Origin of the sequence: Nocardiopsis gilva YIM 90087, assembly GCF_002263495.1 — a bacterium.
In the GTDB taxonomy this organism is placed as follows: domain Bacteria; phylum Actinomycetota; class Actinomycetes; order Streptosporangiales; family Streptosporangiaceae; genus Nocardiopsis_C; species Nocardiopsis_C gilva.
The window spans coordinates 3,355,317-3,382,155 of record NZ_CP022753.1 but is presented as its reverse complement, the minus strand read 5'-3'; the positions used below and the strand labels follow the sequence as shown (position 1 = coordinate 3,382,155).

Here is a 26,839-nt window from a genome sequence, read left to right as displayed (position 1 = left end):
CCAGCCCCAGCAGCCCGGTGTCCCAGCCGACGCCGACGGCGCCCGGGCTAGAAAGTGCTTTTCACATGCGAACGACACGACCTAGTGCTGGGAGGGGTGGCGAGCTCCCACAGAGCGGCCCACTGGTGGGCGGTGAGGTCCTTGGGCAGTGCCTGACGGGAGACGCGTTGTGCCCGCAGCCAGCGGTCGAGGGCGCGGCCGTCGACGCGGCCGGTGCGCAGCACGATCTCCCGCAGGCCGCGTCCTCGGCCGGTGAAGACCTGGCGGACGAAGTCCTGGTAGGCGCGGCGGTCGGAGACCAGGGCATGGTCGCGTCGGGTCATGGTGAGCAGTCCGCCGTCGACAGCGGGCATGGGTCGGAAGGCGCGGGCGGGGATCCGGGAGTGTACGGCGAACTCGTACCAGGGCCACCAGGCCGCGGTGAGCATGCTGGCCCCGCCGACTCCGGCGCGTCGACGGGCGACCTCCCACTGCACCAGCAGCACGGCCTCCTGCCAGGCGTCGGCGGCCAGCAGGCGGCGCAGCAGGGAGGTGGTGAGGTGGAAGGGGACGTTGCCGACCAGCACGTGCGAGTGGCGGGGTAGGCGGTAGCGAAGGATGTCGTCGTTGACGACGGTGACGTTCTCGGGCGCGCGCCGGTCGAGGCGCCGGGCTCGCTTGGGGTCGATCTCGACGGCGGTCAGTGCGCGGCCGGATCGGCTCAGCGGGAGCGTCAGTGCGCCGTCACCGGCGCCGATTTCGACGATGGGGCCGTTGGTCCGTGCGACGAGGTCGGTGACCGTTGTGATGACGCCGCGGTCGACGAGGAAGTTCTGGCCCAGTTCGTGGCGTCCGCCGTGGTGTCGGGCGTGCGAGTGCATGGGTGTGGTGCTCCGCGATGGGTGTGATCGGAGCCGGGGCAGCACGAAGTAGCCGCACCGGCGATGGTCCCGGAGTGCGGCGGAGCCTGAACTAGGGAAAGTGGGGTGGCCCGCCGCCGCTAGGCGCGGCGGGGCCGGATGAAGAAGACGCTGTTCACGCAGATACCCATGGACATGCGGGGGACTGTAGCAGGGTGTCGGCGCGCGCCCCAATGGGTTTTTCCAGGGCCGGGAGCAACCGGCCGATAGCGGCGCCATCCGCCGGAGACCGCCCACGGCACGGCAACCCCGCCGAACGGAAAGGAAACCAGCACGGCGCCGCAAAACCTACTTAGTCAGATATGCATTCCACGCTTTCCAGATCCGGCCGAGTGTAAATCATATCCATATCCACCTAGCCCTTTTTGGGATTCAATTCGTCATCGAGAATTCTTCTCGTGTCTCATTTCGTCGGCACCTGAAGGGTGTCGTCGGAGTGGTTTTGCCGACCCGAGGAGAAAGGCGCGAAAAACGTGGACATGTGGGATCCGGCAGGCGTCAAGATCGAGCGCGGCCACGTCCGGTACGAACCCTTGAGTCGGGGCTATAACCCCAGGTGGACCGCCACCCCTGACTACATCCGGGTGGTCAGCACCCCCGAGGAGACCCGAAACGCACTTCGGGAGGCGGTCCGTGAGGACCCCGATTTCGATCGCCGCATCACCGTCCGCTCCGGCGGGCACTGCTACGAGAACTTCGTCTGCTCGCCGGATGTCCGCGTCATCATCGACGTCGGCATGATGGACCGCATCTACCTCGACAGGGACATGGACGCTGTGTGCGTGGAGGCCGGGGCCACCAACGGCGACCTCAACGGCAAACTCGCGGGAAAGCTTGGGCTGCTTCTGCCGGGCGGGTCCTGCCCCACAGTTGGGGTGGGCGGGCACATTTCCGGCGGCGGGTTCGGCCTGTTTTCCCGCCAGCACGGCCTGACCATCGACTACCTGCACGCGGTGGAGGTCGCCGTCGTCACGGGGAACAAGCAGGTCCGGCTGATAACGGCGACGGCCGACGACGACGGCGACCTGCACGACCTGTGGTGGGCGCACACCGGCGGAGGCGGCGGCAACTTCGGAATCGTCACCCGGTACTGGTTCCGCGACCTGCCGAGCGTTCCCAGCGCGGTCGTGCGGTCGGAGGCCGGATGGAAGTGGGAGAAGCTCAACGAGCAGGATTTCCGGACTCTCGTGGGCAACTTCTGCACGTTCTTCAAGGACCATCGGGGGAACGCCGCGACGGCTGAGGATCCTTACTCGGCGCTGTTCGGAATTCTGCTGCTGACCCACAAATCGCGGGACAAGATCGGCCTGATCGTGCAGCTCGACGCCGATATTCCCGACGCCGAGCTCCTGGTCAGGGATTTCATCACCTATGTCGGCAACGGCGTGTCGGCCCCGCTGACGGACCTGGAGGAGCACTACGGTGACCACCCGCTGCTCATCGGCAGCAAGGACGCCACCGTGGTGGACTGGGAACTGATGAAGAACAGGCCTCCGGTACCGGTGAACGAGGAAGCGGGCAAGTACAAGTCGGCCTACATGCGCCAGGTGCTCCCCACCGACCAGGTCACCGCGCTGTGGAACGGCCTCACAGAGCCGTATGAGGGCGTCCGCAATGGCGTGGTGCAGATCGACTCCTATGGCTCGGCCGTCAACCGAGTGAAACCGGGCGAGACCGCCGTGCCCCAGCGCGATTCGATCCTCAAACTCCAGCACCAAGTGTACTGGCAGAACGATACCGACGGCGCCCTGCACATCGAGTGGCTGCGCAAGCTATACCAGAATATGTATACGAAGACCGGTGGCGTCCCGATCCCCAACGAGACGACCGACGGGTGCTATATCAGCTATCCCGACGTCGACCTCAGCAGCAACACGTGGAACAAGTCCGGAGTTCCCTGGTCGACGCTGTACTACGGCGATGACTACCCGCGCCTCCAGCAGGCCAAGGACCGCTGGGACCCGAACAACGTCTTCTCCCACGCCCAGTCGATCGAGTCCGCCCTGCCGGACGCATAGCCGCCCGACCCTTGGGTCGATTCCGGTACTGCGGTCCAGGCTCGGCGATCCATCCACCCGCTTCTCTCCATCGATGTCGGCGCAGGTCACCCTCTGCAAATCCCGGTGACCATCGCACCTGCGTCGGAGATATACGCCGGACGGTCGCGCATACCCAGGAGGACTGTTTCCTGCTTATCAAGTAGTCACATATTGACGCAACCTGAATGAGCGCCGAATGATTCGACACTTCCCGCTTGGCGGAGGCGGCCGCCTTCTTCGCGCATCACCTTTCACAGTTGCCACTGCCGCCTCACAATGAGCTTGCATCGGAAGAATTTATAATTCCGACGCCGAAAATTGATGGCGTGGCATTCGATTCTCTGGATTACGGGCAAGCGGTTGCCGCGGCATTTGTCCATACACGACAGGGCCCGTTGTCACTGATTGGTGACAACGGGCCCTGCGGGTCAGCCTGGCGCCCAGGCCCAGGTTAGGTCGTCGGGCGCAGCGCCGCCGCCTCCCGGGCCAGGGTCTTGATGCGGCCCCAGTCGCCTGTGGCGATGGCGTCGGCCGGGGTCAGCCAGGTGCCGCCGACACATCCGACGTTGGGCAGTGCCAGGTAGTCGGGGGCGGTGGCCAGAGTGATGCCGCCGGTGGGGCAGAAGCGGGCCTGAGGGAGCGGGCCGCTCAGCGACTTCAGGTAGGTCCGGCCGCCCGCTGCTTCGGCCGGGAAGAACTTCAGGGCGCGCACCCCCCGCTCCAGCATGGCCATGGCCTCCGAGGCGGTGGCGACGCCCGGCAGGTAGGGCAGGCCGGTGTCGTGCAGGGCGCCCTGCAGCCGGTCGGTGCATCCCGGGCTGACCAGGAAGGCCGAGCCCGCGTTGGCGGCGGCCTGGGCCTGCTCTGGCGTGGTCACCGTTCCCGCGCCGACCGCGGCGTCGGGGACCTCGGCGGCGATGCGCTCGATGGCCGGGAGCGCGGCCTCGGTCCGCAGGGTCACCTCGATGGTCGGAAGGCCACCCGCGACAAGGGCGCGGGCCAGCGGTACCGCGGTCTCCACGTCCTCGAGCACGACCACCGGGATGACCGGTGCCAGGGCGAAGATGTCGTCACTGCTAGCGGGCTTCATCGGGTCTCCAAGCACTGGTCGAGCCGGGCCGCCGTACCGAGCAGCGCCGGGGTGGGGGCCACGATCAGTACCGTGGCGATGTCTTTGACGTAGTCGATCATCCGCCGCTTCTCTTCGAACCGGCGCCTGAAGTCGCTGCGCAGCAGAATGCCACTGATCCGCGGCGGCACCCCGCCTCCGATGAACACCCCGCCGGTGGCACCCAGTGTGAGCGCGACGTTCCCGGCGAATCCGCCGAGCAGGGCGCAGAAGAGGTCCAGCGTCTCCGCGCAGACGGCGTCGTCGGGGTTGGCGCAGATCTCCGCCGCCGAGAGCGCATCACCACGCACCCCGTGCATGCGGGCGACAGCGCCGTGCAGTCGGCTCAGCCCCGGTCCCGAGAGCACGCACTCGGCGGTGACGGTGCCCTGCTCGGCGCGGAGCAGGCGGACCGCCTCCAGCTCACGCTCCTCCACGGCCGGGACGTCGACGTGCCCGCCCTCGCCGGAGACGGGGGCCCACCCGTCCGCGACCGGGCGCAGCCCGGCGACGCCGAGCCCGGTGCCCGGGCCCAGCACGGCCATGGGCCGGTCGGTGCGCGGGGCGGGGCCGCCCAGCGGTAGCAGGTCGTCGTCGCCCAGCCGCGGAAGCGAGAGCGCCAGCGCGGCGAAGTCGTTGAGCACCTCGAGGTGGTCGAGGTCCAGTGCGCGGCGCGTCGCCTTGGCGGAGCAGTCCCAGCTGGCGTTGGTCAGGCGGATGCGGTCGCCCGCCACCGGACCCGCGATGGCGACGCAGGCCGCGCTCGGCCGGGCGCCCTGGCCCTCGCGCTCCAGGTAGGCCGACGCGGCCGAGGCGAGGTCGGCGTGCTCCGCGCAGGGCATCCGCTGGACCCGCACGGGACGCTCACCGGACGCCTCGACCAAGCCGAAGCGGGCGTTGGTCCCGCCGATGTCGGCCACCAGCCAGGGCCGCTGCGGGGTGGGAGCGGCGAGGCGGCTCACCGGCCGGCTCCGAACACCGCGGCTCCGCGCTCGGCCGGACCGACCGCCGAGCGGAACGCCGCGAACAGCTCCCGTCCGGTGCCGGTGGAGGAGTCGACGGTCGTCTCTGCGAGCTCGCGCTCCATCAGGTCCGGCGCCAGGACCTCCAGCGTCCCGGCGGCGGCGTCGAGCCGGACGAGGTCGCCCTCGCGTACCCGCGCCAGCGGGCCGCCGGCCGCGGCCTCGGGGGAGACGTGGATGGCGGCCGGGACCTTGCCCGAGGCGCCCGACATCCGCCCATCGGTGACCAGGGCGACCTTCTGCCCCCGGTCCTGGAGCACGCCCAGCGGCGGGGTGAGCTTGTGCAGTTCGGGCATGCCGTTGGCGCGCGGCCCCTGGAAGCGGACGACGGCCACGAAGTCGCCGTCGAGCTCACCGGCCGCGAACGCCTCCTGCAGTGCGGCCTGGCTGTCGAAGACCTTGGCGGGGGCCTCGATGACGTGGCGCTCGGGTGCGACGGCCGACACCTTGATGACGGCGCGGCCGAGGTTGCCCGAGACCATGCGCAGTCCGCCGTCGGCGGAGAACGGGTCGTCGGCCGGGCGCAGCACGGTGGTGTCAGCGCTCTCCTTGGGTTCGTCGCCCCAGCTCAGGCCGGCTTCGTCCAGGACGGGGCGCTGGCGGTAGCGGCCGAGGCCCGGCCCGGTGACGGTGGCGACGTCCTCGTGGAGCAGTCCGGCGTCCAGCAGCTGACCGATCAGGTAGGCCATGCCGCCGATCTCGTGGAATCGGTTCACGTCGGCCGTGCCGTTGGGGTACATGCGCGTCAGCAGCGGTACCACCTCGGACAGCGCGGCGAAGTCGTCCCAGGTGAGTTCGATACCGGCGGCCGCCGCGACGGCGATCAGGTGCAGGGTGTGGTTGGTCGAGCCGCCGGTGGCCAGCAGCGCCACCACCGCGTTGACGATCGCGCGCTCGTCGATGACCTCGCCGATCGGGGTGTAGTTGTCGCCCAGCGCGGTCAGGCCGGTCACCCGCCGCCCCGTCTCGGCGGTGAGCGCCTCACGCAGCGGCGTGCCCGCCTGCTCGAAGCTGGCGCCGGGCAGGTGCAGGCCCATGACCTCCATGAGCATCTGGTTGGAGTTGGCGGTGCCGTAGAAGGTGCAGGTGCCCGGGGCGTGGTAGGCGGCGGACTCGGCCTGCAGCAGCTCGGTGCGCCCGGCCTTGCCCTCGGCGAACAGCTGGCGGACCTTGGCCTTCTCGGCGTTGGGCAGCCCGGAGGGCATGGGACCGGCGGGAACGAAGGCGACCGGGAGGTGGCCGAAGGACAGGGCGCCGATGAGCAGGCCGGGGACGATCTTGTCGCACACGCCGAGCATCAGCGCGCCGTCGAACATGTCGTGGGAGAGCGCGACGGCGGCGGCCATGGCGATGACGTCCCGGCTGAACAGGGACAGCTCCATTCCGGGGCGGCCCTGGGTGACGCCGTCGCACATCGCCGGGACGCCTCCGGCGAACTGGGCGACGCCGCCGACCTCGGCGACGGCGGCCTTGAGCAGGGCCGGGTAGGTCTCCAGCGGTTGGTGCGCGGAGAGCATGTCGTTGTAGGACGACACAATGGCGATATTCGGCTTGACCGATTCGCTGAGGCTCTTCTTCTCGAGGGGTCCGCAGGCGGCGAAGCCGTGGGCGAGGTTGGCGCACCCCAGAGCGGTGCGGGCGGGGCCCTCGGCGGCAGCGGCGCGGATGCGGGCGAGGTAGGCGGAGCGGGACTCGGCGCTGCGGGCGGCGATCCGCTCGGTGACGTCGGCGATGCGGGGATGGGGGGTCTGCGGGGCGTCGGTCATCAGGTGAGTTCCTCTTCGTGCCAGGTGCGGCCCGAACGGCCGATCAGGTCGTGGGCCCCCGCCGGGCCGGTGCTGCCCGGCGCGTAGGGCTCCGGCGTGGTGCCGTCCCAGGCGGCGATGATCGGGTCGACCCACCGCCAGGCGGCTTCGAGCTCATCGCGGCGCATGAACAGGGTCGGGTTGCCCGCCAACACGTCCATCAGCAGGCGCTCATAGGCGTCGGGGGAGCGCTCGGCGAACGTGTCGGCGAAGCTCAGTTCGAGCGGGGCGGGTCTCAGTCTCAGTGCTCCCGCGCCCGGCTCCTTGGCGAGCATGTGCAGGTGGATGGTCTCCTCGGGCTGCAGGCGGATGACCAGTCGGTTGGCGGCCGTCGCCTGTCCGGGGAAGATCGCGTGCGGAACGTCGCGGAACTGCACGACGATCTCGGAGTAGTGCCGCGCCATCCGCTTTCCGGTGCGCAGGTAGAAGGGGACACCGGACCAGCGCCAGTTGCCGATGCCGGCCTCCAGGGCGACGAACGTCTCGGTACTGCTCGGCTCACCGGAGCCGCCGGGTTCGTCGGCGTAGCCGGGGACGTCCTGGGCGGCCACCGTCCCGCCGACGTACTGGCCGCGTGCGGTGTGCTCGGCGACGTCGCCATCGGTCAGGGGGCGCAGGGCCTGCAGCACCTTGACCTTCTCGTCGCGGACGGCCTCGCGGTCGAAGCTGGCGGGCGGCTCCATCGCGATTAGGCAGAGCAGTTGCAGCAGGTGGTTCTGCACCATGTCGCGCATCGCCCCGGAGCCGTCGTAGTAGCCGCGGCGGCTGCCGACGCCCACGGTCTCCGCCGCGGTGATCTGCACGTGGTCGATCCAGCGGCTGTTCCAGATCGGTTCCAGGAACATGTTGGCGAAGCGCAGCGCCAGCAGGTTCTGCACGGTCTCCTTGCCGAGGTAGTGGTCGATACGGAAGACCTGGTGCTCGGGGAAGACCTCCCCGACCTCCTCGTTGATGGCGCGTGCCGAGGCGAGGTCGCGCCCCAGGGGCTTCTCCAGGACGACGCGGGAGTCGTCGGTGACCAGTTCGGCCGCGCCGAGGTCGCGGCAGATGCGGCCGAAGAGCATCGGGGGCAGCGCCAGGTAGAAGACGCGGGGACGGTCCGGGTGCAGGAGGTCGCCGAGGGGTTTCCACGCGGCGAGCTCACCACCGACGTCGACGGTGACGTGGTGCATCCGCTCGATGAAGCGGCGCAGGGTCAGCGGGTCGACGTCGCCCGCCCGCAGCACGGCGGGGCTGGCCTGCACGGCCGCGGCGGCCTTGTCGCGGAAGTCGGCGTCGGCCAGGCCATCTCGCGAGGCGGCGATGATCCGTGTCTCCGGGGCGAGGCCTCCGTCCCGGTCGCACAGGAACAGCGCGGGCAGCAGCTTGCGCATCGCGAGGTCGCCGGTGCCTCCGAACACGACCAGGTCGGTCGGCGGGGAAGCCGTGTGGTGAGGCATCTGGTCCTTCGGTCCTTCCTGGGGCAATGATGGCAGAGACCGGTTATGGTTTAGACCACTCGAAATGTAACGGCAACTTGCGTAACAGCACAAGTCGGACTTCTGGCGATTGTGTGGCAAAAGTGCTGCCCACATACCACCCCACAGGCCGCGAGCGTGGTTGAATGGGGCACATGCCCCGCAGTACGGCCCCGTCCCCCTCGAACACCACCAGCGGCCACGTGCTGCAGCTCATCCGCACCGGCGACGCGGTGACCCGCGCCGAGATCGGCCGCGTCACTGGCCTGTCCCGACCGGCCGTCGCCGCACGCCTCGCCGAGCTGATGGCACGCGGCCTGGTCAGCGAGGGCTCCCAGGGCCCCTCCAGCGGCGGGCGCCCACCCGGCCGTCTGGAGTTCAACGCCGGGGGCGGCGTCGTGCTTACCGCCGCGCTGGGCATCTCCCGCAGCCAGTTCGCCGTCTGCGACCTCGCCGGGCACGTGCTCGCCCACACAAGCGGATCTCCGAAGGTGGAGCAGGGGCCGAGCATCGTGGTGCCCTGGCTGCTGGACACCTGGGAGGAGTTGCTGGCCAAGGCCGGACGCAACGCCGACGAGGTGTGGGGCGCGGGTATCGGCGTCCCCGGCACGGTCGAGTTCGCCACCGGGCGCGCGGCGAGCCCGCCGGTCCTGGCCAGCTGGGGCGGCGTGGAGATCCGCCCGATGGTCGCCGAGCGCTTCCGCGTGCCGGTGCTGCTCGACAACGACGTCAACGTCATGGCCTTGGGCGAGCACTGGGCGCGGCACCGCGAGACGGTCGACGACCTCATCTTCGTGAAGGTGTCCACCGGAATCGGCGCCGGCATCGTTTCCGACGGCGCCATTCTGCGCGGCTCCCTCGGAGCGGCCGGGGAAATCGGGCACATCCCCGTCCACGACGGCGGCGGCACGCCCTGCCGGTGCGGCAACACCGACTGCCTGGAGGCCGTGGCCGGAGGCCCGGCGCTACTGCGCCACCTGGCCGCTCTGGACCGCAACGTCACCGGCATCCGGGAGCTGGCCGCCCTCGCCCAGGAGGGCGACCCCGAGGCTGTGCGGCTCGTCCGCGACGCGGGCCGCCGGATCGGCGAAGTCCTGTCCGGGGCGGTCAACCTGCTCAACCCCGCCGTCATCGTCCTGGGCGGCGACCTCGCCCTGGCCTACGACCACCTGGTGGCGGGGGTACGCGAGGTCGTCTTCCAGCGCTCCACCGCCCTGGCCACGCGGCAGCTACGCGTCGTGCCCAGCCGCCTGGAGGACGACGCCGGGCCGCTGGGGTGCGCGGTTATGGTGCTCGAACGGCTGCTCGCGCCGGAGGCGATCAACGCGGAACTCGCGCGTTCCTGAGTCCCAGCGGAAGTCGGACGTCATCCCCATTCACCCTGGTCGTGCCCCGTGCGCAGCGGGCCCGACAGAGGGTTGAGAAAACCTCACATTTGGCCAAGACAGGCCAAGATCGGACATAGCTGTGTGCCCGCCACTACCCTGTGCATAAACTCGGAGGTCAGAGACCATATGCACAGAGTGCAGGACCAGAGACGCAATGTTGCGGATTCACTTCACGGCCGAAGATCTGGCCCGCACCACCATGGCCGAGGGGCCTGACCCGGCCTGGGAGATCGTTCTCAGCCTGCACATGCTCGGCGGTCGACAGGGCGGTGTGGCGTTCGAGGGGTGGCGGCGGGCCTGGTTCACAGCCAGCGTGTCGGCAGCCGCGTCCTGCATACCCTCACACCACTGGGCGCCGCGCTCCTCGAACGGCCGATCCCTCCGCCCCGACCTGGCGGCTGAGCCGCCGCAGTGGTCGACGTCGCCTCGCCTTTGTCAGCCACGGAGGAGAGGGGCGAGCACGTCACGCAGCCCCGGAAACCCGGTGTAGTGCAGGCCCGCCATGCCAAGCCTGCGGGCCGCCGCCACATTGGCTGCGGCGTCATCGACGAACAGGCAGCGTTGGACCGACGCCCCGGCCGCATCAGCGGCGGCCCGGTACACGGCGGGGTCGGGTTTGGCGACGCCCAGCCGGGAGGAGTTGACCACCGCGTCCGCCATGTCGGACAGACCGAGCTGGTCCAGTTCCTCCTCCAGCCGCGTCGTGGCGTTGGAGACCAGCACGACGCGTGCCCGCTCGCGGACCGCAGCCAGTGTGCGCAGCACCTCGGGATCGACCTGCGGCATCACCGCCGCCCACTGCCGCACCATCGCCTCAGCGCGGCTGCGGGAACCGCAAGCCTCCGCGAGGTCATCGGCCACGCCCGTACGCCACTGCGCGTCGGTGGTCTGCCCCGTGATGGCGGGCGTGATCCGGTGCGGTGCGAACGCCGCTCCGGCCAGCGTCCCTTCGGTCAAGCCGTGCTGCCGATCCAGCGCTCCCATGTGGTCGGGGTCCCACAACCGCAGCACCCCGTCGATATCGCAGAGGACCGCGTCGAACCCTGATCCCGTCATGCCGGAGAGTCTGCCAGGGCCGAAGGAGACCGGTTATGGGCGCCCGCCCACCATTCGAGAACGAAGGAAGGCGGGCCCGGCAACGTCAGGACGACTGATCCGAATGCCCGAGCGGCCGCCCGGGCGCGATCCGGTCGCGGATCAACCGCTTCAACTCGGCGGCGTCGGTGAAGGCGGCGTCACTCTTGCGCGACCAGACGGCTTCTCCGTTCAGCCGCACCTCGAAGACGCCACCCGTGCCGGGCACGAGCGCAACCTCACCCAGTTCGGTCTCGAACGTCGTCAGCAACTCCTGCGCCATCCACGCCGCTCGCGTCAGCCAGCGGCACTGGACGCAGTACTCGATCTCAAGTCTCGGCTTCTCATCCACCACGTACCCAGTATGGACATGGCGCCGAGCTGGGAAGGAGTCGGCCTCCTTCATCGACGCGAGCACCCGGGATACGGCCTGCCTCAGGCGCCTTACAGCTGAGGTTCTTCCGGGACGAAGATGTCGTCAGCACGTTCAACTATGAGGGCACGATCCAGCCATGTCTCGATCTGTTCAAGGTCAGTGCAGGTCGTAATGCGGTCGCGGATCTCGTCAGAGATATTGATCGCCCGGACCTCCAACGTCCGCAGAAGGAGCCTGGTGGCTTCCTCCGTTCGCCCCTCTTCCTTACCTCGGCCGAAGTGCTCCCGAGCGAAGGGGCTGTAGACGGGCCATGACGTCGAGGACATGATCTCCTCCAGAAGCCGCCGCGCTGATCGCGCAGCTGTGCGGTAGGCGTACTCATAGTATCGGGGAGCTACCTCGGGATCCATCTTTCGGATCCCGGCAGCAAAGGCTTCCACTACCCGGCGCTGCGCGCCATGGGCCATGATCCCCATGACCGCGAGCTGTGGGTCGGCGATGACCGCCTCGGCATCGGTGAGCACGGGTATGTCATCGGGTCCGACCACTACGGACTGGAGCACGTAGCCGGGAAGTGTCGTCGGTATCGGTTTGGCGTACTCCTCAGCGGCCGTTTGCGTGGGGCACACGACGAGGACCGAGGCCGGACACTGCAGGAACAACCACAGCGCGGCGGCGTACCTGGGCAACTGTCTGAGCTTGGACTCGGACTTCTCCTGCTGAATCTCCACGACGATCGCGTGGAGCGGCTGGTGCACCGGGCCGACGAGGACGACGGTGTCAGGGAAACGTTGGCGCACTCAAGGGATCAATGCATCACCGCTCTTCAGGAGTTCAGCGTAGACCTCTGATGGAGTCCGGTAGCCGTGGACCTTGCGAGGACGGTCGTTCAGCTCGGCAGCGATGGCGTCCAGGTCGTCCTGGCTGAACGTGCGGAGGTCCGCTCGCTTGGGCAGGTACTGGCGAAGAAGCCGGTTGGTGTTCTCGTTAGTGCCGCGCTGCCATGGGCTGCGGGGCTTGCAGAGGTAGATCGGCGTTCCTGTGGTCATCGTGATGGCCCGGTGCTCGGCCATCTCCCTGCCGCGGTCCCATGTCAGCGTTCGCCGCATCTGGACAGGGATGCTGAGCAAGCGGCTCGTCAGGTGCGGGGTGACCTGTTCCGCCTTGATCCCGTCCGGCAGGGCGACCAGCGCCGTATACCGGCTGGTGCGCTCGACGAGAGTGGCAATGGCCGACGGCCGCGTGCCCATGACCAGGTCACCCTCCCAGTGACCGGGAACAGCACGATCTTCGACCTCCGCCGGGCGCTCGCTGATGGAGACCATGTCTCGGATGATGCCTCTCCCAGAGGGGCGTCGGGCCTTCTTCGGCCGGCGCATCGGACGTGCGGTCCGCAGCCGTTGCGTCAGCTTCCGATTGATGGCCTGGCGGCGGCGCGGGTCGTAGAGCGACAGGTAGATCGCCTCGTGCGAGATACGCATTGCAGGATTGCCGGGGAAGCGGTGATCCAGCCAGCCGGAGATCTGCTCCGGTGACCAGCTCAGCGCGAGCTTCTCCTCGACCAGGGCCCGCAGGACGGGCAGGGAAGCGAGCCTGGTCGCCTTCGGCCGCCGGGCGCGCTGGTACGCCTCCTGGTCCGCAGTCGTGGCCCGGTAGCGGTTCCGGCCGCCATTGCGTGCGATCTCGCGTGAGACGGTCGACGGTGCGCGGCCCAGGCGGCCAGCGATGCGCCGGGCGGATTCAGCGGCTGCGATGCCGCGCGAGATCTCCTCACGATCCGCGTGCGTCAGGTGCCGGCCTGAGCGCCTCCGTTGGATCTGCCGCACGCCGCCGGTCTGCGCGAGAAACCTGCGGACGTGGTGCATTGGGGCGCCGAGGGCACGCCCCATGACGTTGAAGGACTCGCCGTCCCTCCACCGTCGCCAGATTTCCTCCTGCTGGACCGCCGAGAACCCGTAGTCACGCACCTGAACCTCCACCACGACATGATCACCGATGGAGTGGTGCACTGATCATTTGAGCCCGCCGTCCTTTGAGGGGCGATCGTTGAGGTTGTTGTCCCCCAGCTGAACTGGAAGTCCCTCTGGCAGGTCGACATCGTCCAGCTCGCGAATGAGCTCCACGGCCAGGGAGGGGCGGTCCCGGAAGAGTTCGTTGAGTGTGTCGTGAAGGGGAGAAGGCACGGCAGGAAGGCTAGGGAACGACCATCTAGCCAGGAGCACTTTTGGTGAGATCGCTCCAGGCTGGAGCAGCTTGGCGGGAAGGGAAAAGGTCGGGCATGAGGATATTTGGCCTGGTGGACGGTCGGATATCCCAGGCAGGTGGTGGCTAAGACGATTTCTGCGTTGCACTGAGAACTGTCGGTTTTCACCTGCCGGAACTTCCTGGACTGGCATGCCACAATTTTCTGGGGGCGGAGTCGGCGCCCGCGGGGGAGATGTCGGCGTAGGTGGACAGCGCGTAGCCGTTGGCGTAGCGGATGCGGTGGCCGCCGACACCGGTGACGGGGGAGGCCGCCCCAGGGGCGGTCAGGCGGGTGTGGAGGGACTCCCGGCCTTCCTCCGTCCAGATCCCGGCCAGTTCGTCCAGGTCGTAGGCGTGGGTCGCGTTGATGGTGGGCAGTCCGGAGCCGCCGACCCTGCGGATTCGGCCACGGACGGCCAGCAGCCAGGAGCCGAACACGGTCGCGGCGCAGCGGTCCTGGACCGACTCGAAGAAGGTCAGGTCCACCAGGCCGGTCGCATCATCCAGGGTGGTGAAGATGATGCGCTGTCCTGAGCGCACCGCCGGGGTCTGGGTGGCCACCTTCACTCCCAGGACGAGGACCTCTTCCCCCGGCCGCGCCCGGTGCAGGTCGTGGGCGCGTACCGCGCCGTGGTGGGAGACGAGTTCGGCGATCAGGTCGGTGTAGCAGCAGAGCAGGTGGCAGGAGGCGTCGTAGCCCAGGACCTCCAGCTCCGTCTGGACCTCTTCCGCCATGGTCATCTCCGGCAGCTCCCCAGTGCGCGTCTCCTCCACCAGGCCGATCGGCAGCTGCCCGCCGCCCAGCGTCCTGCGTCCGGCACGCTCCACCGCGCCAGCCTGCAGCAGCAGGTCCCTCCTGCTCACACCCCCGTCAGCGCCGACGTGGTACAGCGCGTCGAAGGCTCCCACCCGCACCAGCCGGTCCAGCACGTCGCGGGAGGGCCGGGCCCGGTTCGCGAAGTCCGGCAGTGAGAGGTAGGGGCGCCCTGACACGATCGCGTCGATCTCGGCGTCGGTGATGCCCTTGACGTCGGACAGCGCCGCGCGGATCGCCCACGCCCCGTCCGCTGTGCGCTCGACCCGCCACTCGCGGTCGGAGGCGTTGACGTCGACCCCGAGGATGGGAACCCCGAAGCGGCGGGCGTCGTCCAGAATCGCGCGGCGCGGGTACATCCCGGGCTCGTGGGTGAGCACACCCGCGTAGAACGCCGCCGGGTAGTACCGCTTCAGCCACGCCGACTGGTAGGTGGGCAGCGCGAACGCTGCGGCGTGAGCCTTGCAGAACCCGAACGCGCCGAAGGCGGCGATGATCTCCCACACCCGCTCCACGACGTCCTCGGCGTGGCCGCATTCCTGGGCCATGCCGGTGAAGATCTTGCGCACTTCCTCCTTACCCGCGTCGGTGCCCAGCTGGCGGCGCATCGCCTCGGCCTGGTCCAGCCCACAGCCGGTCATCGCGTGCAGAACGTTGATCACCTGCTCGTGGAAGATGACCACGCCGCCGGTCTCGGCGAGTACGTCGGACAGCGCGGGGGAGGGGAACTCCGGCTCCTGCTCGCCGTCGCGGATGGCGATGTAGGGCGTGATCATGTCGCTGTTCACCGGACCCGGTCGGAACAGGGAGATATCGATAATGAGGTCGCCCAGGTCAGCCGGTTGGAGGCGGCTGACGAGTTCGCGCTGTCCCGGGGACTCGATCTGGAAGCAGCCGAGCGTGCGGGAGTCGCGGATCATCGCGTAGGTGGCGGGGTCGTCCGCCGGAACCTTGATAGTGGTGTTGCTGTTCGTCGCGCTCGCGCTCGCGCTCCTCACTCGCTGCACCGCCGACGCGTTCGGGCCTACGGCTATCGGCGTCGACGCCTTCGCTCGCTGCGTCGCACTCGCGTCAGTGCCCCCCTTCGCGCTCGTACTCCTCACTCGCTGCACCGCCGACGCGTTCGGGCCTACGGCTATCGGCGTCGACGCCTTCGCTCGCTGCGTCGCACTCGCGTCGAGGTCGATCTCTTGTTCCTCCGTCCGTCGGATCTCGGACAGCGCGTGGGTCATCGCCGACTGCATTCGCACCCCGATGACGTCGAGTTTGATCAGCCCCATCTCCTCGACGTCGTTCTTGTCGAACTGGGTCATGTGGTAACCGAGCTTGCCGGGCTCCAGCGGGGTGCGGTCGCGCAGGGAGGAGTTGGAGATGACGATCCCGCAGGGGTGCAGGGCGGTGTGGCGGGGGAGCCCGTCGAGGCGTTCGGCCATCTGGAACAGTGCGGCCGAGGAGGGGCCGCTCAGCCCTCCGCTGCGCAGTTCGGGGAGGTCCGCGCAGGCCGCGCGGATCTGTCGGGCGCGGATGTGCGGGAACATCTTGGCCAGCCGGTCGACCTCGTGGGGTGGGACCCCCATGACCGCTCCGACGTCGCGAATGGCGCTGCGGGCGCGGTAGGTCTCCATCATCGACACGCAGGCGGCGTCCGGGTAGGCGTCGAAGATCGCGTCGTAGGCGTCCAGGCGCCGGGCCGACTCCACGTCGAGGTCGATGTCGGGCAGCCCGCTGCGGCTCTCGGTGAGGAACCGCTCCATCAGCAGTCCGTGGGCCAGCGGGTCGACGGCGGAAATCCCGATGAGGTGGTTGACCAGGCTTCCCGCCCCGGAACCGCGAATGGAGCAGCGGATGCCCCGGGCGCGGATCCTGTCGGCGATGTCGGCGACGGTGAGGAAGTAGGAGGAGAAGCCCTTGTGCTCGATGATCTCCAGTTCGCGGGCGAGGCGCGCGCGGGCCCGCTGGTCGCGGTGGAGGCCGAGCCGGGTCAGGCCCTCGCCGCAGGCCCGCCACAACCGGTCGCGCGCGTCGGGGAACTCCGGCAGGTGGGGGCGGTCCAGGCCCAGGTCGGTCTCGGGGGCCAGGGCGCAGGAGGCGGCCAGTGCGCGGGTGTGGGCGAGCAGGCGCCGCGCCACGGTGCGGTCGGGGCCGCAGATCCGCTCGGCGACCTCGGCCATTTCCTCGCTGCTCTTCAGGTAGGCCTGGGAGACGGCCGGGACAGGAGCACCGCCACCGCCGGGCTGTCGGCGGTGGACCTCGTCCAGGACGTGGGCGACGTCGGCGTCGGTGGCGCGGGGGTAGCGGACGGCGTTGCTGAGCACCGCCAGGGTGCGGGTCTCTGTGGCCAGCCGCAGGAGCGCGGTGGCCTGCGCGTGTCGGCCGGGGTCGTAGTGGTCGACCAGCTCGACGGCCACCTCGGCGGTCTCCCGCCAGCGGTCGAGCAGGCGGCGCGCCCGCTGCAGGTGGCGGTCGCCCGCGGCCAGGCCGACATCGGAGCCGGGGCCGAGCAGTACGACCAGCCCCTCGGCGTGCTCAGCGACGGCGTCGAGGGTGATCGCCGGGACGCCGCGTGCTCCGGCGGCGTGCGCGGCGGTGATGAGTCGGCACAGCGAGGCCCAGCCGCGCTTCCCCCGGGCCAGAACGGTGACGCGGCCGCCTTCGGGGGCGGCGACAGCGAGGTCGGCACCGAGGATGGGCCGGAATCCGGCCCGCTCGCAGGCGCGCACGTGTTTGACGGCGCCGTAGACGCCGTCGCGGTCGGTGAGCGCGAGCATGTCCATGCCCAGCTCGGCCGCGCGCTCGACCAGCGCGGGCGGGTGGGCCGTCCCGTACCGCATGGACGCCGACGACGCCACGTTGAGGTGGGTGAAAGCGTCCGTCAATGTCTCCCCCCGAGGTTGGTGCTGTGGCCGGAGGTGCGTGAGGCGCACCTGGGGAAGACGGGCCTATATCGAACCTATGTACGAATTATAGCGCAGACCTTCCGCCCTGGGGTCCGTGGCCTGCGGAGATGACCCGGAGGCGTCGTGGGCTCGCTCACGCTCGGCCGCCACACCACCGGGAGAAGGTGCAGATATCGACCGAACCAGCCTTTCGCCGACCATAGCGCCGATACTCCGGGTAAGTTAATAGAAACGTTATGTAACGAAGTTCCCGGTAGGGAGGCGACAGCTCATGGACAAGCGCCCGGGCACGGTCGAATCGTTCGACGCTGACACGGGGTTCGGATACATCATCCCGGACGGCGACCTCCCCTCCCTCCGCTTCGACTCCTCGTGCGTCTCCCGAGGCTTGGAGGCCATCGCCGAGGGACGTCGCGTCGCGTTCGACCTCCAGGTCGGTTCGCGGGGACAGTCAGCCGTGAACGTAGTGCCGCTCTGGCAGCGCGCCCACCGCGATCTCCACCGCAGCGGTCGTGCCGTTCCGGAACGCCCCGGGGTCTTGGGCGTCCGCCGCGATCGCGCCGGTTCCCGTGCCGCCCGCGGCGATCACGGAGAACCGGGACTCCTTCCGGTTCGCGATACCGTTGCCACCATGGGGAACGCATCCGACAGGCCGTCCACGTCGGTCGAGGACTATGTGAAGGTGATCTACGACCTTCAGGAACGCGGCTCGGGCCCGGTGACGATATCCGGGATGGCCGAGCGGCTGTCGGTGTCCAATTCCTCGGTCTCCGGCATGCTGCGCAAGCTCAGTGAACTCGGCCTGGTGGACCACCAGCGCTACGGCCACGTCCGTCTCACGGACACCGGAACCAAGGCCGCGCTGGCCGTGCTGCGGCGGCATCGCCTCCTGGAGACCTACCTGGTCGAGGAGCTCGGCTACTCCTGGGACGAGGTGCACGACGAGGCCGAGGAACTGGAGCACGTCGTCTCCGACAAGTTCGTCGACCGTATCGCCGAACACCTGGGCAACCCTCTGGTGGACCCGCACGGCGACCCCATCCCCACCCGCGACGGCCAGATCGTGGAGCGCGACACCCATCTGCTGTCCCAGGCGGAGGCCGGCACCATCGGGGTGATCGTGCGGGTCAACGACACCGATCCCGACCTGCTGCGCTACCTTGCCGACCAGCGGATCGGCATCGGCATGCGCATCGAGGTGGTGGAGCGCCAACCCTTCGGCGGGTCACTGCTGATTCGGATCGGGGCGCCCGGCGAGCAGCGCGACCAGGCGCTGGGGTTGGTCGCGGCCGAGGCCCTGTGGATCGCGCCCGAGCCGGAGAACGCCAGCGGTAGTTAAGGCCCGATTTCCCCGGTCAGAGGGCTTTTCACGGGACCGGGGTGGTGCGGCGGCTCGGTGGCGTTTCGTGCGTACCGCCCCTGCGCGGAGCACAGGGGCGGTAGGGAAGGCGGGAGGAAACCCTGGGGAATAGGGGCGGGGGAGCAACGGCGCGATCAATTCACGGGTTACACGCCTTTCTCCTGCTTTCGCTGCTTTTCTTCTGCCTTTCGCGCGGCTTTCTCCGCCTTCCGCTCCTCCTTGGCGGCCCGCTCCAGTTCTTCCTTCACCACTTTGGCGTAGCGATCGACGTACTCCTGGCCGGAAAGCTGCATCAGGGCGTACATGATCTCGTCGGTGATCGACCGCAGTACCAGGTGGTCGTCTTCCATCCCGTAATAGCGGGAGAAGTCGAGCGGTGTGCCGAACCTCACCCGGGGACGGATGCCGAGCTTGGGCACGGTCGTGCCGGGCGGCATAATCTTCTCGGCGTTGATCATCGCCATCGGAACCACCGGGACCTTGGCCTCGAGGATCAGCCGAGCCACGCCCGTCTTCCCCCGGTAGAGCTTCCCGTCCGGCGAGCGTGTGCCCTCGGGGTAGATGCCCAGGAGTTCACCCCGTTCCAGCACCTTCAGTCCGGCGCGCAGCGCCGACTCGCTGGCCTTGCCTCCCGAGCGGTCGATCGGGATCGCCCCGGCCCCGCGGAAGAAGCGGCGGGCGATCGCCCCCTTGGCGCCGGTGCCGCTGAAGTAGTCCGACTTGGCGATGAAGTTGATCTTGCGTGGCACGGGCAGTGCGCCGAAGAAGTGATCGGCGACCGACAGGTGGTTCCCGACCATGATCGCCGGCCCGTGCAGCGGGATGTTCTCCACCCCCTCCGCCCTGGGCTGCCATAGCGCGGCCAGTATCGGCCCCAGGATCAGCTTGAGAATCCAGTAGATCACCGCAGGTCACCCCATCCGTCACCGGAGTTTTTCCCCGTTGACACTATCCGGAATCCACCCCTTCTCCGGCGACGCCCCCGGTACGGGTGCCACCGGGCGGGCGCCGACATTCTACTTTCCCGGGCAATGTGAATTTCCTGCCTCCCGGGAAAACGAGAAAATGAGAAAGGTGCGGATTCTCCACGGCCTTCCGGTAGCGGAGCGGCGGAATTTCTTCTCCGGTCAACGCTCGGCGGATTCCACTGAGTCCGGGGCGGCGCCACCGCTCACCCGGGGGATTCAGGAATGGCGTCGATGTGGGACGGTCCCCGTCGGCCTCAAACGGGAGCGCCCGCGGTGGCGTCGAGGAAGCCCGCAAGCGACTCCCGTGTCTCGCGCAGCGCCTCCATGCGCGCGTCGATCGCGTCGAGCTCGCGGCGCAGCGTGGCCAGCAGGTTCGGGCAGGGCTCCAGCGTCGGCACCTCGCCGCGCGCACACGGCAGCACATCCCTGATGACCTCGGTCGACAGGCCGGCCGCGAGGAGAGCGCGGATCTGGCGGACCGTGGCGACAGAGTCGTCGCTGTAGGCGCGGTAGCCGTTGGCCAGCCGCTCAGCGCGGATCAGCCCCTGCTCTTCGTAATAGCGCAACAGCCGGGTGCTGACCCCCGTTTGTCGCGACAGTTCACCGATCCGCACGGCCCCACCTCGACTTGACCTTCACATCGATGTGAAACCTTATCGTCATCCCATGACCACGCAACAACAGCGTCCTCGGCTGGACGGCATCGCCCTGTCCACCACGAAGCTGGGCAGCGGACCCGGCCTGCTCCTCGCCCATGGCGCAACGGGGTGGGTGGATGCCAACTTCGGGCCGATCCTCGCCGACCTCGCCCGCCACCACACCGTCGTCGCCCCCGACTACCCCGGTTCGGGCTCCACGCCGCGCGCGGCCGCCCCGCTCGACCTGGACGCCCTCGCCGACCGCGTCGTGGCGACCGCCGTGGCCGCCGGGCTGGAGGAGTTCGCGATGCTGGGATACTCGCTGGGCACCTTGGTCGCCGTGCGCGCCGCCGCCCGCCATCCCGAACGGGTTACCGCGCTGGTGCTGACCGCAGGGCTGGCCTACCCGCTTGCGCACACCCAGCGCGTGCTCGACGCCTGGTACGAGGAGACGGCCGCCGCGCAGCTCCCGCCGGAGCAGGCGGGTGCCCTGGAGCAGATCGACCTGGTCCGCAGGTCGGACACGCGCGCCGACCTGGCCGACATCACGGTGCCCACCCTGGTGGTCGCGACCATGACCGACGAGCTGGTGACACCCGACCACTCGGACGTCTTGGTCGAGGGGATCGCGGGTGCCCAGCGGGCCGAGCTGCAGTGCGGCCACCTGCCCTTCGACGAGGCGCCCGACGAATGGGCGCGCTTGGTCAACGGCTTCCTCGCCCAGGTCCCCGACGCCTCCGTGCAGGTGGCGCAGGCGTAGGCGCGCCCGCACCGCTCACGCTGGTGCGTTCGGAGGCCGACGGGGCGTAAGAAAGGAGGGGCGGGACCAGACGGTCCCGCCCCTCGGTGGTGATGGGCATGGTGTCCGCGTGCCCATCGGCGCCCGCTGTCCGCGGGGCCGCGATCACCGCTCGCTGTCCAGGTGCGCCATCATCGGCGCGGCGTAGCGCTCACCGGCCGCGGCCCCCTGGGGGACCGCCTGCTCGACGGCGGCGAGGTCGTCGGCGCTCAGGTCGACCTCGGCGGCGCCGAGGGCCTCGGCGAGGCGTTCGCGGCGGCGCGCGCCGACCAGCGGCACGATGTCCTGGCCGCGTGAGGCGACCCAGGCGATGGCGGCCTGGGCGACGGTGACCCCCTTGGCTTCGGCGACCGCGCGCAGCGCCTCGACCAAGGCCAGGTTGTGCCGCAGGTTGTCGCCCTGGAAGCGGGGGCTGATATTGCGGAAATCGGTGCCGTTGACGGACCGATCAGCGCTCCAGTGGCCCGAGAGCAGGCCGCGGGAGAGCACGCCGTAGGCGGTCACGCCGATGCCCAGCTCACGGGCGGTGGGCAGGATCTCCTTCTCGATGCCCCGGGAGAGCAGGGAGTACTCGATCTGCAGGTCGCTGATCGGGTGGACGGCCGCGGCACGGCGCAGCGTCTCGGCTCCCACCTCGGAGAGCCCGATGTGTCGGACGTATCCGGCCTCGACCATCTCGGCGATGGCGCCGACGGTCTCCTCGATGGGGACGTCGGGGTCGAGCCGGGCGGGGCGGTAGATGTCGATGTGGTCGGTGCCCAGGCGGCGCAGGGAGTAGGTGAGGAAGTTCTTCACCGCCTCAGGGCGCGCGTCGTAGCCGGACCAACCACCAGCGGGGTCGCGCAGGGCGCCGAACTTGACGCTGATCACCGCCGCGTCGCGGTCGCGGCCCTTCAGGGCCGAGCGGAGCAGCATCTCGTTGTCGCCCATGCCGTAGAAGTCGCCGGTGTCGAGCAGGGTGATCCCGGCGTCGAGGGCGGCGCGGATGGTGGCGATCGACTCGGCTTCGTCGGCCGGGCCGTAGAGGTCGGACATGCCCATCAGCCCCAGGCCGAGGCTGGAGACGCGGGGGCCGGTGCTGCCGAGGGCGTGTTCCTGGACGGTCATGGATCGCATCCTTCGTCGGTTGCTGGCGGGGGCGTGCACCCCACGGTCGAATCGTTGTTAACGATAGTTCGTTATCGTCGATACCAACAACGCTAACACACATCCGATAACATTGATTCCATGGTTGCGGAGAAACTTCCCGAGACACGCCGACGCATCCTCGAATCGGCTGCTGAGCTGCTGGCCGAGGGGGGTGCCGACGCCGTCTCCACGCGCGCGGTGAGCGCCGCCGCCGGGGTGCAGGCGCCCACGCTCTACCGCCTCTTCGGTGACAAGCAGGGCTTGCTGGACGAGCTGGCGGCCTACGGGTTCGAGCGCTACCTCGCCGAGAAGGAGGCCCTGGGTACCACCGATGATCCGGTCGCGGATCTGCGTCGCGGCTGGGACCGGCACGTGGAGTTCGGCGTCGCCAACCCGGCGTTCTACGTGTTGATGTACGGAACGATCCGGCCGGGGCGCCCGGCGGCGGCCGCCGAGCATGCCCGGGACCTGCTGGGGTCGCTACTGGAGCGCATCGCCCGTGCTGGGCGGCTGAGCGTCCCCGTGGACACGGCGGCGCGGATGGTCCACGCCGCCAGCTCGGGGGTCACACTGAGCCTGATCTCGGCGCCGGAAGGCGAGCGCGACCCGGACCTGTCGCCCCGCACACGCGAGACCATCATCGGCGCGATCAGCACCGCCGGTCCGGAGGCGCGGGACGTGGGAGACCAGGACGCGGGGGCGGCCGTGTCGGTGGGCACGACCGCGCTCACGCTCGACGCGCTCCTGGATGAGCAGCCCGCCGCACTTACCCCGACGGAGACGGCCCTGCTGCGCGATTGGCTGCGGCGCCTGGCCGGGTACAGGGCGGAGAACGACCGCTGACGACCGCGCGGCGCCGGGGTGGCGGGCCCGGGACGCGGCGGGGACGTCAGGGGTCAGCGAGCGCCGGTCGGGCGCGTGCGGCGGGCGGACAGCAGCGCGCAGTCGCCGCACTTGCCGCAGCCCGGAATCCGGTAGTAGAGGCAGCAGGTCGAGCGGGTGAAGAAGCGCGCGTCGGTCCCGCCCGGTCGGGCGAACTCGCCCAGCCCGACCAGGGGAGGGCGGTTCATCAGCGCCGTGGCCAGTGCCATCGCCGTCCCCGCCTGGCCGGGACGGGCCTCGGCCAACTGCTGGACGGTCCCGGCCAGGGATGATGCCGCGTTGCCCCACAGCAGCCGCGGCGCCACCTTGACCTGGGTGCGAATGGCCTCGCCGATCGGCGCCAGCACGCCGGTGAAGACGTGGTCGGACACCAGGTCCGCCCCGCCGCGCCCGCGTGCCCGACCCGTCGGCGCCTCCAGGCCGGGGCCGTCGCCCAGCGCGAAGACCAGCGGTCCGGTGCGCACGGGACTCCAGTGGAGCGCGGCGGGGTCGGGCACGCGGTCGTGGCACAGGGCGGCCGCGATGACCGGCGACAGCAGCCGGGAAGCCAGGCCCTGGTAGAGGATGGACGCGGCGACGCGGGGTTCCACCTCGTCCTCGGGCACATCCGCGCGCCCGGCCAGCCTGCCGCGCACGTCGGCGATCTCGGCGGCCAGGAGCTCCGGACGCCGCCACAGGCCGTCGATGGGCACCCAGCCGCCTCCGGCGGCCTCCGGCTCGACGGCGAAGAACAGGTTGATGGTACCGATGTCGCTGAGGACGGCACGGAGCATGGGATCGGTCATCGGCCCCATTCTCGCCGAGTACGCCCCCGGCGCGGCGGTCGGGTGGGGTGTCCCCGGGCCACCCCACCCGACCTCGCCGACCTTCGACGCGGAGCCGCACCGGCCCGATGCGGTTCAGGGCCGACCGTCCTGCCCTCGACCGGGCCTCGTGGGCGTCCGCGCATCGCGGCGGGTGGCCTCCCCACGTGAAAGGGGGAGGCACAATGCTCCTACTCGCACTCCTTCCAGGCGAAGTGGTAGGTCGTCGTGATACTGCCGTCCGTCGAGTCCATCGTCATGAAGCTGGTGGTCTTCGGGTCGGAGGTTCCCGCGTTCACGCGCAGTTCGGTGTTGATATTGAAGTTGCGTATCGCGTTGCAGGGGGCGTAGACGTACACGCCGGTCTCATCGCCGAACTGCCAGTTATCCGCATGCGGACCGTCGAGGTTGTGGGTGACGGGCACCGTCTCCGGCATGCCCTGGAAATAGTAGTTCGCCTTCTGCGTACCAGTCGCGCCTTTCTTCAGGTCCGCATATCCGCGGTAATCGGCCCGGGCGATGGCGTAGGTGTATCCCTGCGGGACTTTCACCTGGACGGCGAGCTGGCAGTTCTTCCGCGAGTCGGTGGGCTTGGAACCGTAGCCCGCCTGGGCGAGGTATTCGCTGTAGGTGACGGTGAAGGCGGTGTTGTCGGGAGCCACGGCCACAGCGGCGGTTCCGGGGCGGCAGCCGGATCCGTTGACGGTCACCAGGTCGATGGTGATCTCGCCGGGCGGCGGCGGGGTGATAACGAAATCAGCGCTCGCGGGCGCCGCGAGCAGAGAGGACAGGAGGGCGGCCGCGCCTGCGACCACCGAAATGGACTTGAGCATGGGGGATCACTTCCGATCGTCGTGATGGAAGAATGCTGGTGGCCCATCCACCGGACGCCGCAATGCTCACATTCACGCCACGGCTTCCGGAACACCCGGTGGGGCGCGCATTCGGCGAGATGATCACCTCGCTCTTCACTTTCGGTAGTACAACTCAAGCCGAATGCGTAACGGCATGTTATTTCCGCAACAACACGGCGTCAATATCTTCACTGTAGAATTTCTTGATCATAGGGAATTCTCAGAAATCGAACGGTATAACCATTTGTCATCCCATCGTTGGATGACATCCGGTTAGGAATGCGTTTTCCGTCGCCGCCGCCATTCTCACCTGACGGCCGCGCCGGGCACGGCGCGATCGCCCACCCTCCACTCCGAGTCGGCACATGCGAAGGGGCACTCCCGCTGCGCCGGAGTCGACTGGAACGCGGTGGCCCGCTACCGCAGGCGGGCACGACCCACGACTCCGGCCGCGACGGGTGCAACGGCCGAGCACGGTGCTGGACGCGCCCCCTCCCACCCCGGGGGACGCCTACCTCGAAACACGCCCGCTATGGTAAATGTTAGGCGTGCCGAACATAAGAGATTGGTCCCCTTTAACCCGGTCACTGACGACGCTCCCCGCGGTCGCGGCGCTCCTGAGCGCGGCCGCGTGTTCCGGCCTGCCCTCCTCGGCCTCCGACAACGAGCGGCTCAAGGTCCTGACCACCTTCACCGTGATCGCCGACATGGCCCGCAACGTCGCAGGCGAAAAGGTCGACGTCGAGTCGATCACCCGCGTGGGCGCCGAGATCCACACCTATCAGCCCACACCCGACGACCTGGTGCGCGGCCAGGGCGCCGACCTCATCCTGGCCAACGGGCTCGGTCTGGAGGCCTGGTTCAAGCAGTTCACCGAGCGCATCGACGCCCCCACCGTCACCCTGTCCGAGGGCGTGGAGACCATGCCCATCACATCCGGCACCTACGAGGGCAAGGCCAACCCGCACGCCTGGATGTCGCCGGACAACGCCGCCATCTACGTCGACAACATCCGCGACGCGCTCGCCGACCTCGATCCCGACAACGCCGACACCTACGCGGCCAACGCCACCGCCTACAAAAAAGAACTCGCCGAGATCAGCGACTTCCTCGACACCGAGCTCGGCGACCTTCCAGAGCACCAACGCGCCTTGGTGACCTGCGAAGGGGCTTTCTCCTACCTCGCGCGCGACGTCGGGCTGAAGGAGAAGTACCTGTGGCCGGTCAACGCCGACAGCGAAGGCACCCCCCAGCAGATCGCCTCCGCCTCGAAGTTCGTCCGCGAGAACAAGGTCCCCACGGTGTTCTGCGAAACCACCGTGAACGACGGCGCGCAGCGCCAGGTCGCCGATGAGGGCGGGGCACGTATGGGCGACAAGCTCTACGTCGACTCCCTGTCCAAGGCCGATGGGCCGGTTCCCACCTACGTCGACCTGCTGCGCTACGACGCCGAGGCGATCGTGGCCGGGCTGACCGGACAGGAGAGCACGTCATGACGCTTGCGACGACACCCTCCACCACGACGATGGCCGCACCCGCCGTGCGGGTCAGCGGGGTCACGGTGCGCTACGGCGACGTGCTCGCGCTCGACGGCGTGGACCTCGCCCTGACGCCCGGCCGCGTCTGCGGACTTCTGGGCACCAACGGCTCGGGCAAGTCCACCCTGTTCAAGACCATTCTGGGGCTGGTCGCCGCCGAACGCGGCCGCGTCCGTCTCCACGGGCACGACCCGGCCGCGGCGCGCAAGGCCGGGCTCGTCGGGTACGTCCCGCAGTCGGAGCAGGTGGACTGGGCGTTTCCCGTGCGGGTCGTCGACGTGGTGATGATGGGCCGCTACGGGCACATGGGTATCACGCGGCGCCCACGCCGGGCCGACCGCGAGGCGGTGGCCGAGGCTCTGGAGCGCACCGACCTCACCGGCCTCGCGCACCGGCAGATCGGCGCGCTGTCGGGCGGCCAGCGCAAGCGGGCGTTCGTAGCGCGCGGCATCGCCCAAGGCGCGAGCGTGTTCCTGCTCGATGAGCCGTTCGCCGGGGTGGACAAGCGCTCGGAAGCCACCATCGTCGAGGTGCTGCGCGCGATGCGCGACGACGGGCACACCCTGCTGGTCTCCACGCACGACCTGGCGAGCGTGCCGGAGTTCTGCGACGAGGCGGTGCTGCTGCAGCGGCGCGTGATCGCGCAGGGCGGACCGGAAGAGGTCCTCACCCCCGACCGGCTGTTCGAGGCGTTCGGGATCGAAGCGCAGCCGGAGGAGGACACGAGATGAGCGCCTGGGGAGGCA

General features: G+C 69.3%; 24 protein-coding genes and 1 pseudogene. 8 read left to right on the top strand and 17 right to left on the bottom strand.

The features are described from left to right. Positions 1 to 47 precede the first annotated feature (47 nt). On the bottom strand, positions 48 to 860 hold the full coding sequence (gene erm / locus CDO52_RS15340) for a 23S ribosomal RNA methyltransferase Erm (protein ID WP_017619059.1): 813 nt from the start codon (positions 858 to 860) through the stop codon (positions 48 to 50). A 518-nt stretch (positions 861 to 1,378) separates the two neighbouring features. Between erm and CDO52_RS15335 the strand changes: the two genes are divergently transcribed. Then, complete coding sequence (locus CDO52_RS15335) at positions 1,379 to 2,917, top strand: FAD-binding protein (RefSeq protein WP_051060773.1); 1,539 nt, start codon at positions 1,379 to 1,381, stop codon at positions 2,915 to 2,917. Positions 2,918 to 3,389: 472 nt separating this feature from the next. On the opposite strand, the gene eda is transcribed toward CDO52_RS15335, so the two are convergent. Genes eda through zwf form a run of 4 tightly spaced genes read right to left on the bottom strand, consistent with a single transcriptional unit; the run spans position 3,390 to position 8,312 of the window. Next, entirely contained in the window at positions 3,390 to 4,028 is a 639-nt protein-coding gene (gene eda, locus CDO52_RS15330; protein WP_017619057.1) for a bifunctional 4-hydroxy-2-oxoglutarate aldolase/2-dehydro-3-deoxy-phosphogluconate aldolase, read from the bottom strand. Beyond that, a complete protein-coding gene (gene glk, locus CDO52_RS15325; protein WP_017619056.1) occupies positions 4,025 to 5,008 on the bottom strand; it encodes a glucokinase in 984 nt (327 codons plus the stop codon). Before glk ends, eda begins: the two co-directional genes overlap by 4 nt. Beyond that, positions 5,005 to 6,834, bottom strand: a complete 1,830-nt coding sequence (edd, locus tag CDO52_RS15320; protein ID WP_017619055.1) for a phosphogluconate dehydratase — start codon at positions 6,832 to 6,834, stop codon at positions 5,005 to 5,007. Before edd ends, glk begins: the two co-directional genes overlap by 4 nt. Continuing rightward, positions 6,834 to 8,312 carry a glucose-6-phosphate dehydrogenase gene (zwf, locus tag CDO52_RS15315; protein WP_094932479.1) on the bottom strand — a complete coding sequence of 493 codons (1,479 nt, stop codon included), beginning with the start codon at positions 8,310 to 8,312 and terminating at the stop codon, positions 6,834 to 6,836. Before zwf ends, edd begins: the two co-directional genes overlap by 1 nt. 173 nt (positions 8,313 to 8,485) lie before the next feature. Between zwf and CDO52_RS15310 the strand changes: the two genes are divergently transcribed. Continuing rightward, positions 8,486 to 9,676: an ROK family transcriptional regulator gene (locus CDO52_RS15310; RefSeq protein ID WP_017619054.1), complete on the top strand. Its 1,191-nt coding sequence runs from the start codon at positions 8,486 to 8,488 to the stop codon at positions 9,674 to 9,676. A gap of 477 nt (positions 9,677 to 10,153) precedes the next feature. Here CDO52_RS15310 and CDO52_RS15300 read toward each other — a convergent pair whose 3' ends face one another. The 6 genes from CDO52_RS15300 to CDO52_RS28745 form a co-directional block, all read right to left on the bottom strand. Continuing rightward, on the bottom strand, positions 10,154 to 10,774 hold the full coding sequence (locus CDO52_RS15300; RefSeq protein WP_017619053.1) for an HAD family hydrolase: 621 nt from the start codon (positions 10,772 to 10,774) through the stop codon (positions 10,154 to 10,156). An 85-nt stretch (positions 10,775 to 10,859) separates the two neighbouring features. After that, entirely contained in the window at positions 10,860 to 11,198 is a 339-nt protein-coding gene (locus CDO52_RS15295; protein ID WP_083919894.1) for a SelT/SelW/SelH family protein, read from the bottom strand. 38 nt (positions 11,199 to 11,236) lie between these two features. Beyond that, positions 11,237 to 11,926 carry a hypothetical protein gene (locus CDO52_RS15290; RefSeq protein ID WP_232524202.1) on the bottom strand — a complete coding sequence of 230 codons (690 nt, stop codon included), beginning with the start codon at positions 11,924 to 11,926 and terminating at the stop codon, positions 11,237 to 11,239. Positions 11,927 to 11,968: 42 nt separating this feature from the next. After that, positions 11,969 to 13,135 (bottom strand): IS30 family transposase, encoded by a 1,167-nt coding sequence (locus tag CDO52_RS15285; protein WP_152471646.1) that lies wholly within the window; start codon positions 13,133 to 13,135, stop codon positions 11,969 to 11,971. A gap of 45 nt (positions 13,136 to 13,180) precedes the next feature. Beyond that, positions 13,181 to 13,351: a hypothetical protein gene (locus CDO52_RS27505; protein ID WP_157745582.1), complete on the bottom strand. Its 171-nt coding sequence runs from the start codon at positions 13,349 to 13,351 to the stop codon at positions 13,181 to 13,183. 184 nt (positions 13,352 to 13,535) lie between these two features. Next, complete coding sequence (locus CDO52_RS28745; protein ID WP_017619048.1) at positions 13,536 to 17,102, bottom strand: DNA polymerase III subunit alpha; 3,567 nt, start codon at positions 17,100 to 17,102, stop codon at positions 13,536 to 13,538. Positions 17,103 to 17,394: 292 nt separating this feature from the next. Here CDO52_RS28745 and CDO52_RS29500 point away from each other — a divergent pair. Then, positions 17,395 to 17,535 (top strand): annotated as a pseudogene (locus tag CDO52_RS29500) (hypothetical protein); the annotation flags it as partial. Positions 17,536 to 17,574: 39 nt separating this feature from the next. Here CDO52_RS29500 and CDO52_RS28740 read toward each other — a convergent pair. After that, complete coding sequence (locus CDO52_RS28740; RefSeq protein WP_232524201.1) at positions 17,575 to 17,712, bottom strand: hypothetical protein; 138 nt, start codon at positions 17,710 to 17,712, stop codon at positions 17,575 to 17,577. A gap of 42 nt (positions 17,713 to 17,754) precedes the next feature. Between CDO52_RS28740 and CDO52_RS15275 the strand changes: the two genes are divergently transcribed. Continuing rightward, the gene (locus CDO52_RS15275; protein ID WP_026125866.1) at positions 17,755 to 18,462 is read left to right on the top strand and encodes a metal-dependent transcriptional regulator; all 708 of its coding nucleotides are present in this window, start codon (positions 17,755 to 17,757) and stop codon (positions 18,460 to 18,462) included. 167 nt (positions 18,463 to 18,629) lie between these two features. Here CDO52_RS15275 and CDO52_RS15270 read toward each other — a convergent pair whose 3' ends face one another. Together CDO52_RS15270 and CDO52_RS15265 are read right to left on the bottom strand one after the other, a co-directional pair. Next, entirely contained in the window at positions 18,630 to 19,388 is a 759-nt protein-coding gene (locus CDO52_RS15270; RefSeq protein ID WP_094932478.1) for a lysophospholipid acyltransferase family protein, read from the bottom strand. 317 nt (positions 19,389 to 19,705) lie between these two features. Then, positions 19,706 to 20,065, bottom strand: a complete 360-nt coding sequence (locus CDO52_RS15265) for a MerR family transcriptional regulator (protein ID WP_017619045.1) — start codon at positions 20,063 to 20,065, stop codon at positions 19,706 to 19,708. Positions 20,066 to 20,117: 52 nt separating this feature from the next. Here CDO52_RS15265 and CDO52_RS15260 point away from each other — a divergent pair, with 52 nt between their 5' ends. Continuing rightward, entirely contained in the window at positions 20,118 to 20,849 is a 732-nt protein-coding gene (locus CDO52_RS15260) for an alpha/beta fold hydrolase (RefSeq protein ID WP_017619044.1), read from the top strand. Positions 20,850 to 20,993: 144 nt separating this feature from the next. On the opposite strand, the gene CDO52_RS15255 is transcribed toward CDO52_RS15260, so the two are convergent. Then, entirely contained in the window at positions 20,994 to 21,995 is a 1,002-nt protein-coding gene (locus CDO52_RS15255; protein ID WP_017619043.1) for an aldo/keto reductase, read from the bottom strand. Between the two features lie 120 nt (positions 21,996 to 22,115). On the opposite strand from CDO52_RS15255, the gene CDO52_RS15250 reads away from it, so the two are divergent. Further along, entirely contained in the window at positions 22,116 to 22,859 is a 744-nt protein-coding gene (locus CDO52_RS15250; RefSeq protein ID WP_017619042.1) for a TetR/AcrR family transcriptional regulator, read from the top strand. Between the two features lie 53 nt (positions 22,860 to 22,912). Here the strand turns inward: CDO52_RS15250 and CDO52_RS15245 are convergent, their stop codons facing one another. Beyond that, entirely contained in the window at positions 22,913 to 23,683 is a 771-nt protein-coding gene (locus tag CDO52_RS15245) for a (2Fe-2S)-binding protein (RefSeq protein WP_017619041.1), read from the bottom strand. Positions 23,684 to 23,892: 209 nt separating this feature from the next. Further along, a complete protein-coding gene (locus CDO52_RS15240) occupies positions 23,893 to 24,534 on the bottom strand; it encodes a DUF4360 domain-containing protein (protein WP_017619040.1) in 642 nt (213 codons plus the stop codon). Positions 24,535 to 25,103: 569 nt separating this feature from the next. Between CDO52_RS15240 and CDO52_RS15235 the strand changes: the two genes are divergently transcribed. Next, positions 25,104 to 26,051 (top strand): metal ABC transporter substrate-binding protein, encoded by a 948-nt coding sequence (locus CDO52_RS15235; protein ID WP_394296723.1) that lies wholly within the window; start codon positions 25,104 to 25,106, stop codon positions 26,049 to 26,051. Beyond that, complete coding sequence (locus CDO52_RS15230) at positions 26,048 to 26,824, top strand: metal ABC transporter ATP-binding protein (protein ID WP_017619038.1); 777 nt, start codon at positions 26,048 to 26,050, stop codon at positions 26,822 to 26,824. The genes CDO52_RS15235 and CDO52_RS15230 overlap by 4 nt, the downstream gene beginning before the upstream one ends. Positions 26,825 to 26,839 lie beyond the last annotated feature (15 nt).